The 13,065-nt window shown below is 72.6% G+C and carries 12 protein-coding genes; 8 read left to right on the top strand and 4 right to left on the bottom strand.

Annotated features, from left to right (window positions below):
- Positions 1-387: 387 nt before the first annotated feature.
- On the bottom strand, positions 388-945 hold the full coding sequence (locus OG259_RS02845; protein ID WP_328940715.1) for a hypothetical protein: 558 nt from the start codon (positions 943-945) through the stop codon (positions 388-390).
- On the bottom strand, positions 942-1,367 hold the full coding sequence (locus tag OG259_RS02840; protein ID WP_328940714.1) for a PadR family transcriptional regulator: 426 nt from the start codon (positions 1,365-1,367) through the stop codon (positions 942-944). Before OG259_RS02840 ends, OG259_RS02845 begins: the two co-directional genes overlap by 4 nt.
- Positions 1,368-1,444: 77 nt before the next feature.
- Here OG259_RS02840 and OG259_RS02835 point away from each other — a divergent pair, with 77 nt between their 5' ends.
- The gene (locus tag OG259_RS02835) at positions 1,445-1,825 is read left to right on the top strand and encodes a hypothetical protein (RefSeq protein WP_328940713.1); all 381 of its coding nucleotides are present in this window, start codon (positions 1,445-1,447) and stop codon (positions 1,823-1,825) included.
- Between the two features lie 174 nt (positions 1,826-1,999).
- Positions 2,000-3,934 (top strand): CAP domain-containing protein, encoded by a 1,935-nt coding sequence (locus OG259_RS02830; protein WP_328940712.1) that lies wholly within the window; start codon positions 2,000-2,002, stop codon positions 3,932-3,934.
- A 33-nt stretch (positions 3,935-3,967) separates the two neighbouring features.
- On the opposite strand, the gene OG259_RS02825 is transcribed toward OG259_RS02830, so the two are convergent.
- Positions 3,968-4,243 (bottom strand): hypothetical protein, encoded by a 276-nt coding sequence (locus OG259_RS02825; protein ID WP_328940711.1) that lies wholly within the window; start codon positions 4,241-4,243, stop codon positions 3,968-3,970.
- A 166-nt stretch (positions 4,244-4,409) separates the two neighbouring features.
- Here OG259_RS02825 and OG259_RS02820 point away from each other — a divergent pair, with 166 nt between their 5' ends.
- From OG259_RS02820 to OG259_RS02810, 3 genes are all read left to right on the top strand, one after another.
- Positions 4,410-5,336, top strand: coding sequence for a hypothetical protein (locus tag OG259_RS02820; RefSeq protein ID WP_328940710.1), 927 nt, complete (start codon positions 4,410-4,412; stop codon positions 5,334-5,336).
- Between the two features lie 23 nt (positions 5,337-5,359).
- The gene (locus OG259_RS02815; RefSeq protein WP_328940709.1) at positions 5,360-6,874 is read left to right on the top strand and encodes a hypothetical protein; all 1,515 of its coding nucleotides are present in this window, start codon (positions 5,360-5,362) and stop codon (positions 6,872-6,874) included.
- 148 nt (positions 6,875-7,022) lie between these two features.
- Positions 7,023-7,343, top strand: a complete 321-nt coding sequence (locus OG259_RS02810; RefSeq protein ID WP_328940708.1) for a hypothetical protein — start codon at positions 7,023-7,025, stop codon at positions 7,341-7,343.
- A gap of 13 nt (positions 7,344-7,356) precedes the next feature.
- Here OG259_RS02810 and OG259_RS02805 read toward each other — a convergent pair whose 3' ends face one another.
- Positions 7,357-7,941: a GNAT family N-acetyltransferase gene (locus OG259_RS02805; RefSeq protein WP_328940707.1), complete on the bottom strand. Its 585-nt coding sequence runs from the start codon at positions 7,939-7,941 to the stop codon at positions 7,357-7,359.
- Positions 7,942-8,108: 167 nt separating this feature from the next.
- On the opposite strand from OG259_RS02805, the gene OG259_RS02800 reads away from it, so the two are divergent.
- The 3 genes from OG259_RS02800 to OG259_RS02790 all read left to right on the top strand — a co-directional run bounded on the left by OG259_RS02800 (position 8,109) and on the right by OG259_RS02790 (position 13,026).
- Positions 8,109-8,309: a hypothetical protein gene (locus OG259_RS02800; protein WP_266900062.1), complete on the top strand. Its 201-nt coding sequence runs from the start codon at positions 8,109-8,111 to the stop codon at positions 8,307-8,309.
- Entirely contained in the window at positions 8,279-10,813 is a 2,535-nt protein-coding gene (locus OG259_RS02795; RefSeq protein WP_328940706.1) for an FxsB family cyclophane-forming radical SAM/SPASM peptide maturase, read from the top strand. Before OG259_RS02800 ends, OG259_RS02795 begins: the two co-directional genes overlap by 31 nt.
- 107 nt (positions 10,814-10,920) lie before the next feature.
- Complete coding sequence (locus OG259_RS02790) at positions 10,921-13,026, top strand: ATP-binding protein (protein ID WP_328940705.1); 2,106 nt, start codon at positions 10,921-10,923, stop codon at positions 13,024-13,026.
- The last annotated feature ends 39 nt before the right edge of the window (positions 13,027-13,065 follow it).

Genomic DNA, 13,065 nt, shown 5'->3' with positions numbered 1-13,065 from the left:
GCGGGTGAGGCCCGTCGCCGGCCCGGCGGCGCGAGGCCGTTCGTGGCGGGCATGAGGAACGGAGGGGCGGGGATCGCGTCGGCGCTGAACGCGGACGCGGTTCGTGGGCCCGGGGAGAGTCCTGTGGGCCCTGAGGCGGTCCCGAAGCCCGGGTGGTCGACCCCGTTGCGGACGGGGGCCGGGTACCCGTCCGAAGTCGCCGTGTACGGCGTTGCCGCCCTGGGCGGGCCGCGCGGCGATCAGCGCCGGATCGGCCGGCCCGTGGCGGGTGCGGTGGGCGTTCAGGTGCTGCGCGACGGCGGACGGGCCGGTGCGGGACGTCCCGCACCGGCCCGCCCGCCGTGCTCGCCGTGCTCGTGGTACTCGCCGGTGCTTGTCTCCCCGGCTTCAGGACTCCGTCGGCCGGGGCCCGCGCCGTTCGGCGACGAGGTACGCGATGCCCGGCAGGGTCAGCAGGGCGGTGCCCCACAACGGGAGCAGGAACAGCGTCTCCTCGCCGACCAGCTTCTTCGTGAGGAACATGACCGGCAGTCCGACGACGAGCGCCACGATCCAGCCCTTGCCGAAGCCGAGGGTGCCTCGGCGCAGTTCGAGGACCACGGTGGCGACGCCGATGCTCAGCCAGAAGGCCAGCCGCCCGGCGTCGATGTCCACGACCGTCGTCCGGTGGACGAGGTGCGACATCAGCAGCAGCCCGCCCACGACCAGGGGAACCAGCGCCGCCATCCTCAGCACGCGCCGGTGCAGCGGCATCCGCGCCCTGGCCCAGGACGCGGCGAAGGCCTTGACGTCGCGGCCGACGACCTCCTGGGGGGTGCGGCCGGCCGCCGCGGCGTCCTCCAGATGGGCGGTGAGCTCGGCGAGCATCTCCCGGACGGATGCGTCGTCGATGCCCCGGTACTCCCAGTTGCTGCGGCAGACCGCGAGCACGCGCTCGTTCGTCATGGTGTCGGTTCCCCCGTGGGTCGTTCGGTCTCGGTCGTCTCGATCGTCTCGGTGGGCTGCTTCGTTCCGGCCGCGCCGACGAGAATCCGGTCGGCCTGGGTGGTGAACCCCCGCCACACGGCCCGCCCGTGGTCCAGTTCGGCCCGTCCGGCCCCGGACAGCCGGTAGTACTTGCGCGGCGCCCCGCCACTGGACGACGGGGCGCGGAACGATTCCACGAGTCCCGCGCGCTCCATCCTGGCCAGGAGGGGATAGATGCTTCCCTCGCTCACCAGTTCAAGCCCGCTCGCCGTGAGCGCTTCCACGAACTCGTAGCCGTAACGCGGCCGTTCGGCGATCAAGGACAGCAGGCACAGGTCGAGCACACCGCGCAGAAGCTGGCTGCGCCGTTGGTCACCGGCCGTCGACAGCTCCTTTGTCATGCGGTGCATGATAGTCAGGGACTACCTTGCGCCGCAAGAGACTCGTGGTTGTCGTACCCCTTCCCTAGGCTCGGCCCATGAGCGTCTCCCTCTACTACTCCGCCCGCCGGACGACGCCGCTGACGGCTGTCGAGTCCGCCGCCGTCGCGCGCATCGTCGCCGCCCACGAGTCGTCCTTCCCCTATCGGGACCAGGAAAGCCTCTGCCTGTACAGCGGCGATCGCACTCCGCCGGACGAGATCGTGGCCGGGTCCACGAAGATGCCGCTCGACCTCGGGCGGCTCCTGCCGGTGATCGTCCATGTCCTGGACTCCGTGACCGAGTTGCACCGTGCCCTGCCGGGAGCGACATGGCACGTGCACCTGGACGACCTCGACGTCCCCTGGGACGAGAGCGAAGGCTACGCACTTCCCGGCATGTGCGACGCGGACCTGGCGGCCGAGCTGGAAGGTCATTGACCCGGCGGTACGCGGCCGACGACCACGGCCTCCCGGCCACGCTCGGCGCCCGGAACCGGTGGCCGTCGACATGAGTGACCCACATCACTTTCTCCGTCCCCCGGCTTTCCGTTATCGACGGCGCGCCCCAGGCTCTCCCAGGCGTAAACATCTCCAACGGACGGGACGGTCGGCGTGCGGCAGAGCACAGGAATCGAGCGGGACACGGAGCTGGTCCTGGCGGCACGGAACGGTGACCCCTGGGCGCGAGACCAGCTGATCACCGCCCACCTGCCCCTGATCCACACCACCGTGGCGCTCGCCATGAACGGTCGTCACGGTGTCGAGCACGTCGAACACGTCGTACGGGAGACGATGCTGCGCGCCCTCGACGGGCTGGACACCCTGACCGACCCCGGCGTATTCCGGCCCTGGCTGGTCGCGATCGCCGTGGACGGGATCCGGCGGCACCGGCACGCACAGCCGGCCGGCTACGCGTTCGGGGACGTCGCGGCCGCCCCCCTGCCCGCGACGGGCCATGCGTACGAGATCACCGAGGCGGCCCGCTGGCTGGACCCGGACGACGGCGAGCTGCTGGCGTTGTGGTGGCAGGAGTGCGCGGGCGAACTGACCCGGTACGAGACGGCGGCCGCGTTGCGGTGGTCGGCCGAGGAGACGGCGGCTCGGTTCGAGGCGGTACGGGCACGACTCGAAGCCGCCCGGGTCGTCGCCGGCGCCCTGGCCGGGAACCCGACCTGCCACTTCCTCAGCCACCAGGCGGCGGACTGGGACGGCCGACCCTCCGCCCCGTGGCGCGAGCACCTGGCCCACCACACCCTCACGTGCGCGCACTGCGCACCGCGCTGGAGCGGACTGGTCCCGGCGGAGGCAGTCCTCGCGGCCACGCCGCCCGGGTCTTCGGCCCAGGCGGGCCAGGCCGCTGGGGGACCCGCGACGCCGACCACCTCCCCCGCGTACGCCCCCGACCGGCACGGCACCCCGGGCGTGTACGCAACCACCTACTCCGACACAGACGACGACTCCGCATCCGGCTCCGGCCCCTATCGCGCGTCGGAGTTCGGAGAGTTCCCCGAATTCTCCGAGGCCGCCGACACGGCCGTCGCGGCCGATCTGACGGAGCCGTACCTCCTGGCCGGATCCGGATCCGGACTCTCGGAGCACGCCCGCCCCCACATACCCCGGCACGCCCCCGCCTCCTCGGCGCCGGGGCGGAGTGGCTCGCGTGCGGCGCTTCGGCGCCGTCGCCAGACGCAGGAGCGGAGCCGGCGCAGGGCCGTCATCGCGGCCGGTGTCGTGGTCATGGCGGTCACGGGCGGGGCGTTCTCGCTGTACGGCGGGCGTGGCGGGGACGACGAGCTCCTCGAAGCGAACCGTCTGACGGCCCCGGGCCTGGACCTGCCCCTCACGCAGGATCCGTCCACCCACTCCGGGTCCCCGTCGGCGGCGGCGACGAGCCCCACCGCCTCGCCGACCGCGTCCAAGTCCGCCACCGCCCGTCCCTCCACGTCGGCGTCGCCCAGCGCGCGGACGACGACCGCGGCGCCCCGCCCGGTCCGTACCACCGAACCCGTCCAGGTGAAGACGACCCCGCCCCGCACCACGGCACCCACGCCCGGCACGAGGCCGACCCGCCCCAGCACGGGCAATGGCACGGGCAATGGCACGGGCACGGGTTCGGACGGCGGCAGCGGTACGGGTACGGGCGCAGGTCCGCAGAACGACCAGGGTAAGAGCTCGACAGCCGATCAGGTCATCGCCCTGGTCAACGCGGAGCGCGCCAAGGCGGGATGCGGCCCGCTGACCGCCAACGCGACCCTGACCAGGGCGGCTCAGGGCCACTCCGACGACATGGCCGCGCGCGACTTCTTCGACCACACCAATCCCGACGGCGACGGTCCGGGGGAGCGGGTGACGGACGCCGGATACCCGTGGTCGACCTACGGCGAGAACATCGCCATGGGCCAGAGCAGCCCGGAATCGGTCATGGACTCCTGGATGAACAGCCCGGGCCACCGTGCGAACATCCTCAACTGCTCCTTCAAGGAGATAGGCATCGGCATTCACTCCGAGGGCGGCCCCTACTGGACCCAGGTCTTCGGCGCCCGCTGACCCTGCCGCCCCCACGCCCGGACCCGGCCCCGGTCACCAGGTGGTGGGCCCGCTGAGTTCGGTGACGGGCCCGCGCCGGGCGTGGGGGAGGCCGAGGCGGTCTCGGGCGTGGCGGACGGCGGCGAGCTGCTCGATCGCGGACGGGCCCCAGTCGAAGAGATCAAGGGCCTGTTCCGGGGTCGTCAGGATCCGGAGGTACGTACGGCCGGTGGCTGGATCCACGGCCGGCGGGCCGAGCCGGGTGAGTGCGGCGGCGTAGCGGACCCGTGCGCACGGTTCTTCGGGATCGGAGAGGTACCCGACGTACAAGGCTCCGGACAGCTCGGCGGCGGCTCGGACACAAACACGCCGTAAGCGCGCAGGAAGTGTCGATTCCTCTCACGCTGTGCTCATCGGGTGGCATGCCCTCACGGTTTGTGTAACTTGAGGGCGCGCGCCGCCTTGTCGGCTGTGCCTGGGGGAGGGGAGGCCCGAGATGCCGGTGGCCATGGTCGGAGCGGTACGGATCGCACACAGGAACAAGCAGCGGTTCGAGAAGCTCACGCAGCGGCGCAAGAAGCTGGAGCGACACATCCGGCAGGAGAGCGAGGCGCAGGACGCGCGCCGCCGAACTGCCTACGACGAGGCTCTGGTTCCCTTCCAGCAGGTCTTCGCGCGGCTCAAACAGGTGGACCTGGCGGAGCTGGCGCCCGTGGACCCGGCCGATGCCGGGGTATCGGACGTGGCACTGCGCGAGCTGCAGCACGTGGCGCTCACGGCGGTGGCCTCGCTCGCCGGGGGCGCCGCCGCCGGCGCGGGTGTGGGGGCCGTGACGTACGTGGCGGTGGGGGCCTTCGCGACGGCGTCGACGGGTGCGGCGATTTCAGGGCTTTCCGGGGCGGCTGCCACCAGCGCCACCCTTGCCTGGCTGGGCGGAGGGTCCCTGGCGGCCGGGGGCGGCGGTGTCGCGGCGGGCACGCTGGTGATGACCGCCCTGGTGGCCGGCCCGGCGCTGCTCGCGGCGGGAGTCCTGCTGGAGTGGCGCGGCCGCGCGGCGAAGGACGAACAGCGGGCGTTCGCCCGTCGGCTGGCCGAGGCCGACCGGGAGCTGAGGAAGGCCCGGACGGAGCTGTCGGCGGTGTTCCGACGCAGCCGCGAGATCCGCCTGGTCCTCAACGACCTGGGCCGGGCCATGCAGGTCCGACAGGCGGCCTTCGCCGAACTGGTGGAACGCTGCGACGACTACGCGTCGTACGGTCCCGGCGCACGGGCCTTGACGAAGGAGATGTTCGACCTCGCCGTGGCCACGGTCGCGGTGATGGGAGCGCCACCGGCCGGTGAGGACGGCCGCGTCAGCGAGCTCTCGGGCCGGGTGGTCGCCGACGCCCGGGTACGGCTGGCGGCACTGGAAGCGGCAGCGTGAGCGACAGCGCCACGGAGGGGTCCGTGGGAGCCGACCGTGCGGCGTTCACAGTCCCGCCCACCGCGCCGTTCACCACGTCGCCGACCGTTCCGCCCACCGCGTCGCCCACCACACGGTGGGCCGGGGCCGCCGTGGCGTGGTGGGCGGCGGATTCGGCGACCCGGGGGTTCGCCGCCGCGACGATGGAGACGTTGGACACCAGGGAGACCGTGCAGCGCCTCGCCCGGCGCTACGGGGCCATCGCCAACGCCCAGCGGGCCGGCCATCTCTTCGAGGTGGAGCACGCGCTCTCGTTCAATCAGGCCGCGGCCCGGGCGGGATCCGGCGTGCGGGCGGTGGTCACGGAGTGGGCGGCCGGAGGGTCCTCCACGGCCGCCGCCGACATCCTGCTCGTCGAGGGGACACAGACGGTCGGTCAGGTGCAGGCCAAGCTGATGGATTCGGTGTACGGCACCGGATATCAGATTCGACGCGGCCACTACACGGGGATGACGCGCCTGGTGGCCGGGGACAGACTGGCCGCCGTCGACAGCCTCCTTGAGCGGCGCCTCGCCATGAACCCGGACGGGCTCGGCTTTGCCGACTACGCCGACGCCCGCGCGCACCTCGGCGATTCCATCGCCTACGGCGACATCGCCTCGAAGCCGGTGGATCTGGCCGACGCTCACCGCCATGCCGTCGACCCCGAGAAGTGGATGCGCGGCCAGGTACGCAGGACGGTGGGCCGGGAGGCCGCCGCGGCCGCCGTCACGGGGGCGGCGGCAGGCGCCGCGGTCTCCGCCGCCGTCACGGCCGCCGCGCAGCTCGGGCGTATCCGGGCCGGGGAGACGTCAGCCGCCCAGGCCGCCGTCACCGCGGCCGCGGCGGCGGCCCGCGACGCAGCCCGTTCGGGCTCCCTGGCGGGCCTTGGCTCGCTGGTCCGCACCGCGGGCCGCGCGGGTCGTCTGCCTGCCGCCTTCGGCGGCGGCGAGCTCGCGACCGCCACCGCGACGGCGGCCTTCGCCGTCGCCGAAGCCGGCCTCCAGCTCGCGCAAGGGCGCATCGACGGCCAGGAGTTCGCCGCGCGGAGCGGCGAGGCCGCCCTGCGCGCTTCCCTCACCTGGGCCTGCGGCGCCGTCGCCCAGAGCGTGATCCCCGTCCCCGTCGTCGGAGCGCTGGTCGGCGGGCTCGTGGGCCAGGCCGCCGGAACCGTCATCGTCCAGGGTCTGCAGGCGGCCGTCGTCATCGCCCGGGGCACCCGCAGCGCCGGGACGCACTCTCTCGAACACGAACTCCTCGCGGCCTCCCTGACCACCGGCCTGCTGGCCACCGCATCCGCCTCACTGGGCCCGAGCACTCGCACCGGCATCACCGTGCTGCCCGAGCTCACCCCTGTCCGCGACCACCTCACCGGCACCGACCCCGCCCGCGCCCTGTTCTCCCTGGCCGCTGTCACCGCCGAGCATGCGGGTGTCCCCCTCCACCTCACCCCTGAGGAGTTCGACGCCTGGATGGTCGACCCCGAAGACGTCCCCCTCGTGCTGGACCCCAACTGGTGAGATATCAGGGTGGGTTGTGAGGCATGTGACCTGAGGTGCGCGTGGAAGCGGCACGTGCCCGCCCTCCCCGTCCCAGCCCTATGGTGCGCGCGCGTCCGCGGCTCCATGATGGACGGGGCGCGCCGTGCCTGCCGAGTGGAGGTCGTTCATGGATCCCTTGTCCCTCGCCATCGCCGGGGCCCTCGCGGCCGGGGTCGCCACCGGAGCGGGTGAGTCCGCCGGAGTGGCCCTGCCCACGCTGTGGCGGCGCGTCAGGGAGCGCTTCGCGGGTCGCGAGGTCGTGCCCGAGGCGGAGGCCGAGATCGCGACCGCGCTGGACGAGGAGTTCACGCGGGACCCGTCGTTCCGGCAGGAGTGCGAGACGCTGTGGAACCAGGCGGCGGCCGGTGGCGTCGCCAACTCCTTTCACGGCCAGGCGAAGAACGTCGTGCAGACGGGCGAGATCCATGGTGGCCTGACGATGGGGTGATCCCGCTCCGTTCTCACGCCGCGCCTCCGCCCCCGTTTCCGTCCCATCCTCCGCCCCCGTGCACGGACGGCAGGGGCATGTCCGACGTGATGGCCCAGCGCTCGTGGTCTCGCCACACCCCGGCGATCCTGATGAAGCCCGGCGAGAGGCCCTCCCTCCGGAAACCGAGCCGGCGGACCAGTTCGAGGGAGGTCTTGTTATCCGGCTGGATATCGGCTTCCAACCGGTTCAGTCCCATGACTTCGAAGGCATAGTGCACGGCGAGCGCCACTCCGGCGGACATGTATCCCTGCCCTGCATGGGAAAGGAACACGGCATACCCGAGAACGCCCCGCTGATAGGGACCGCGCACGATGCCGTTTATGTTGATCATTCCCACGAGGTCGCCCCGGTCTTTACGGGCAACCACCATGCAGGCGGCATTCACCTGGTCGGATCGAGCCACGTAGGAGGCGAAAACATTCGGCGTACAGGGAAGTTCCACCCACGGATGATGGAACTCCGCACTCTCACGCGCCAGTTCGAGGAATCTCTGCTCGTCGGTCGCGGCCACCGGCCGTAGCACGATCTGTGACACCCGATCACATGCGTTGCGCACGCCGTCGATTGTACGGCAGCGTCCCGAGGAAAGGGATGGGAGAGGAGAGGGACAGACAGGACGTCTCGCTGCTAGCCTGGTAAGGCCAGTGGGTCCCTTCGCAGACCTGAGCACTCTCGAACACACTCGATCGGCCATCATCTCCAGCCGCAGTGGAAAAGGTGACCATGAGCGACATCGAACCTCTCGGGCGTCCGCTTCCCGACCTCAGGAATGTCTCGCTGGCAAGCCTCGTCGCGGATCGCGCCGGTCTGGTCGCGGAATTCCGCATTCACGTCGTCACCCCGGAGACCCCCGTCCGGATGGCGGCGTTCAACTCCGAAATCGGTGGGGACAAGTGCCTTCCTTCATCGACCAGTACGTCCTGAAGGTCCACGGCGCCTGCGATCTGGCCTGCGACCACTGCTATGTGTACGAGCACGCGGACCAGAGCTGGCGGACGAAACCCCGGACCATGAGTCCGACCGTCGCGGAACAGGTCGCGAAGCGCATCGCGGAGCACGTGGAGCGGCACGCGGTACCCACGGTGCGCCTCACCCTCCACGGAGGCGAACCGCTCCTCCTCGGCGTCGAGCGCCTGCACGAGCTGATCCGCACGCTCCGCACCGTCCTGGACGACGTCGTCCAGCTCGGCCTCCACATCCAGACCAACGGTGTGACGCTCGACAAGACGTTCCTCGACCTCTTCGCCGCCTGGGGGGTGCAGGTGGGCGTCTCGCTCGACGGCGACCGGGCCGCGAACGACCGGCACCGTCGGTACGCGAACGGCCGCAGCAGCCATCCCGCGGTGCTGCGCGGCCTGGCCCTGCTGCGCCGCCAGGAGTTCCGCCCTCTCTACGGCGGGATCCTCTGCACCGTGGACGTCGAGAACGACCCCATCGCCGTGTACGAAGCCCTGCTGGAACAGGCGCCGCCCCACCTCGACTTCCTCCTGCCGCAAGCCACGTGGGCGCACCCGCCGCCCAGGCCGAGCGGGGCACCCGCGCCGTACGCCGACTGGCTCGGCCGTATCCACGCACGCTGGATCGCCGACGGCCGGCCCGTGCCGATCCGTCTGTTCGACGCCCTCACCGCGGCGGCCTGGGGCGGTGCGAGCGGCAGCGAGGCCGTGGGACTCCGGCCCGTCGCCCTCGCCGTCGTGGACACCGACGGATCGTGGGAGCAGGCGGACTCCCTCAAGACCGCCTACGACGGCGCCCCGGCGACCGGCATGTCCGTCTTCACGCACAGCGTGGACCACGTCGCCGCCCATCCCGGGGTGGCCGCCCGCAACCAGGGGTACGCGGACCTGTGCGCCACCTGCCTCGCCTGCCCCGTGGTCCGCGTCTGCGGGGGCGGCCTCTACGCCCACCGCTTCCGCCCCGGGAACGGCTTCGACAACCCGTCCGTGTACTGCGCCGATCTGAAGCGGCTGGCATCGGAGATCCCGGCGGCGCGGATGCGGGGAATCGCGGTTCCGCACGACGCCGGTCCCCGTACCAGTGCCGGTGCCGACCCGGATCCCGCCCCGCCCCCCGTCCATCAGCTGCCCGAGGGCGCCTTCGACGGGTTCGCCGCCGGCGCGGGGACGGTCCACGGCACGCAAGCCCTCGCGGACATGCAGCTTTCCCTGACCAGGGCCCTCGTCGCGGGTCTTGACCCGGGCGACGGCGGCACATCGGACCTGGCGGCGGCGGCCGTTCTCGGGTGGCGACTCCTCGTAGAGCTGGACGGCAGCCATCCGGCCGAAACCGCCGAGGTCCTCCGTCATCCGTTCGTCCGGACGTGGGCCCGGGCCCAGGCACTGCGCCGCGAGGCCCCGGCAGGCGCGGGCCACGGGCCGCCGGCCGACGCGGGGGACGGAGCGCGCGACCTGGCACACCTCGCCGGCGTCGCGGCGGCCGTCGCCTGGCGCGCCGGCGTCCCGACCCGGCTGCCCCTCCCCGTACGGGACGGACTCGCGCACCTGCCGGGCCTGGGCGCGGTGCCGGTGGAACAGGCGGGGACCACGGCGGAGGTGAGCGTCGGGGGGACGGACCGGCTGCCCCACCGCTGGATCGGCGTCAGACGCCTGACCACACCCTGGCTGCCCGTCGCCCTGGACGACCTCGACCCCTACCGTGCCCCTCCCGCCGACGACATCACCGGGCACGCCCCCGTGGCCCACCCCACGGTCCGTCGCACGGCCCTCGACCGTCTCTCCCCCCGGCAGTGGACGGCCTGGCAGGTCGCACTCAGCCGGGCGGGACGCGAGCTGACCCTGCTCGTACCGGATTACGCCGCGCCGCTACGGACGGCATTACGGGCCGTGGTCCCCCTGCAGCCGCTGCCGGGGGACCGGCAGGCACACGCCCTCCACCGGCGGCCGCCGTTCGGCGCGGCGGGCCTGGCGATGCCCACGGGAACCACCGACGTGGCGGCCGCGCTGCTCCAGGAGTTCCAGCGCGCCAAACTCGACGCGCTGATGGACGCGTACGTCTTCTTCGACAACGGCGGGCCCGCCTTCCTCTCCGTGCCGTGGCAGACCGCCCCCGTACCGCGGGAACAGGCGCTCCACGGCCTGTACGCCCAGGTCGCCCTGGCGGAACTCTGGCGCGCACGTGCCGTCGGGCCGCCACGCCGTGAGCGGCCGGCCGGTGCCACGCCTGGGGAGACGTTCGGTGGACGGGACCGTATGCGATCGGCACGGGCCGCCGCGGCCTTCCGCCGCCGTTCGGCGTGGGCCGACGCCGCCGTCGACGCGCTCGCCGCCGAGGCAGCGCCGGCCCCGGCCGGGGCGCGGTTCGTGGCCGGTCTGCGTACCGCGATCGACCGTCTGTCCGCGGACCAGGTCCCGGCGACGGCGGTTCCCCGCCGTAGGGCCACAGTACGAAGGGCGGGCTCGTCCGAGTGAACGCAGACAGCGCAGGGAGCGCAGGTAGCACAAGCAGTGCGGGCGACGCACGGAGCGCAGGCACCGCAGACAACGGGAGCAATGCCTTCGCCGGCCACGCCACCCATGTGGTGCAGGCCGGGGTCATCTACGGTGGCGTGCACGGCGGCCGGGACGCCCCCTCGGCGCCGACCCTGCCGGTGCCGAGGCAACTGCCCCGAGTCGCGACCTGTTTCACCGACCGGTCGGACCTCCTGGCCGCGCTGAACGCGGTCTCCGCCACCTCGAACGGGGTCGTCATGATCTCGGGGACGGCGGGGGTGGGCAAGAGCGCGCTCGCCGTCCACTGGGGACATCAGGCGCGGGACCGGTACCCGGACGGCCAGCTCTACGCGAACCTGAGGGGCTACGACCGGCTCGCACCCCTTGCGCCCGAAGAGGTCCTCCACGGGTTCCTCTCGGCCCTGGGCGCCCCCGCGGACCGGGTGCCGGGCTCGCTGGACGCCATGTCCTCGCTCTTCCGCTCCCTGCTCGACGGGAAGCGGGTGCTGCTCGTCGCGGACAACGCGGGCAGCGCGGACCAGGTACGGCCGCTGCTTCCGTCCGCGCCCGGTTGCTTCACGATCGTCACGAGCAGGAGCAGGCTCGGGGCCCTGACCGCCGTGGACGGTGCCACGCCCGTCGCGATGCGACCGCTGGACACGTCGGACGCGGTGGAGCTGTTCCGCCGACTGGCGGGCGACGACGAGGCGGAAGGCGTGACCGGGGAAGGAGTGACCAGGCTGGTGCGGCGCTGTGGTCGCCTCCCGCTCACCGTCCGGATCGCCGCCCAGCAGGCAGGCGCCGGCACGAGTCTGGGTGAACTGATCGAAGAGCTGGAAGGCGACGGCCTCCGGCTGGAATCGCTATCCATGTCGGACGAGCGAAGCGGAGTGCGCACGGTGTTCTCGTGGTCCTATCAGCAACTCACCCCCGCCGGCGCCAGGGCGTTCCGGCTCCTCGCGCTGCACGCCGGGCCGGACTTCTCCGTGTCGACGGCCGCCGCGCTGATCGACCTGCCCGAGGTGGAGACCCGGCGGGTCCTGCGCGACCTCGTGGCGGTCAACATGCTGGAGGCGGCGGGACCGAGACGGTACGGCTACCACGACCTGCTGCGGGACTACGCCCGGGAGCGGGTCGAGGCGGAGGAGCCCCCCGAGGTACGGGCCCAGGCGCTGGGGCGCGAGCTGTCCCACTATCTGTGGATGGCGGATGCCGCGGACCGGGTCCTGGTGCCCGAGCGCCAGCACGTACCCCTCGAACGCCACGCGGACGGCGCGAACACACCGTTCCCGGGGCCGGAGGCGGCCCTCGCGTGGTGCGACTCCGAACTGCCGAGCCTGGTACCCGCCGTGGGTCAGGCGGTGGAGCTCGGTCTGGACGACGTGGCCTGGAAGCTGCCGGTGGCGCTGGTGTACTTCCTGCGGCTGCGCCGGCACGACACCCACCGGCGGGTCCTGTCGGACACCGCCGTGCGGGCCGCCCGCCGTCTGGACGACCAGTGGGCCGAGACCTGGAGCCTCATCTGTGTCGCCGGGGCGGAGTCGGACATGGGGCTCCACGAGGACGCCATGCGCCACTTCACCGAGGCGCTGAGGATCAGCCAGGCCATCGGCGACAGCCACTGGCAGGCGAACAGCATCTACAACATCGCCTGGACGCTCCGCCTCATGGGGCGCTACGAGGAGGCACTGGAACGCCAGCGGGAGGCGCTGCCGATCCATCGGAGCATCGGCGACCGGCGGGGCGAGGCGATCACGCGGACCGAGATGGCCGCGTCGAGCCTGGCCCTCGGTCGGCCGACCGCGGCGTTCGAGGAGTACGAGCGGGCCCTGGACGGTGCCCGGGTGACGGCCGACCTGCCGACGGAGGCCAAGTCCCTGCACGGGCTGGGCGATGTCTGCCGGACGGTCGGCCGCACCGACGAGGCGATCGGCTGGTACGAGCAGGCGGTCGACGTACGACGGCGCGTCGGCGACCTGCTCGGCCTGGCCCGCTCGCTCGACCGGCTCGCCGAACAGCTCGTCACCGTCGGTCGCACGGCCGACGCCCAGGAGGCCCTGGTCGAGGCGGTCGCGATCCTCGAATCGCTCGGAAACCCGATGGCGGAGGAGGTACGACTCCGTCTCGTGGCACGCGACGGCACGGAGCCCGGGGACCGGCCGGCCGACCCGTCGACCGAGGGGGGTTCGTGAGGGCGCAACGACGCCGGACACCGAACCGACCGGACGTCG

The organism is Streptomyces sp. NBC_00250, assembly GCF_036192275.1.
GTDB lineage: Bacteria > Actinomycetota > Actinomycetes > Streptomycetales > Streptomycetaceae > Streptomyces.
This window is presented reverse-complemented; position numbering and strand designations above follow the sequence as displayed.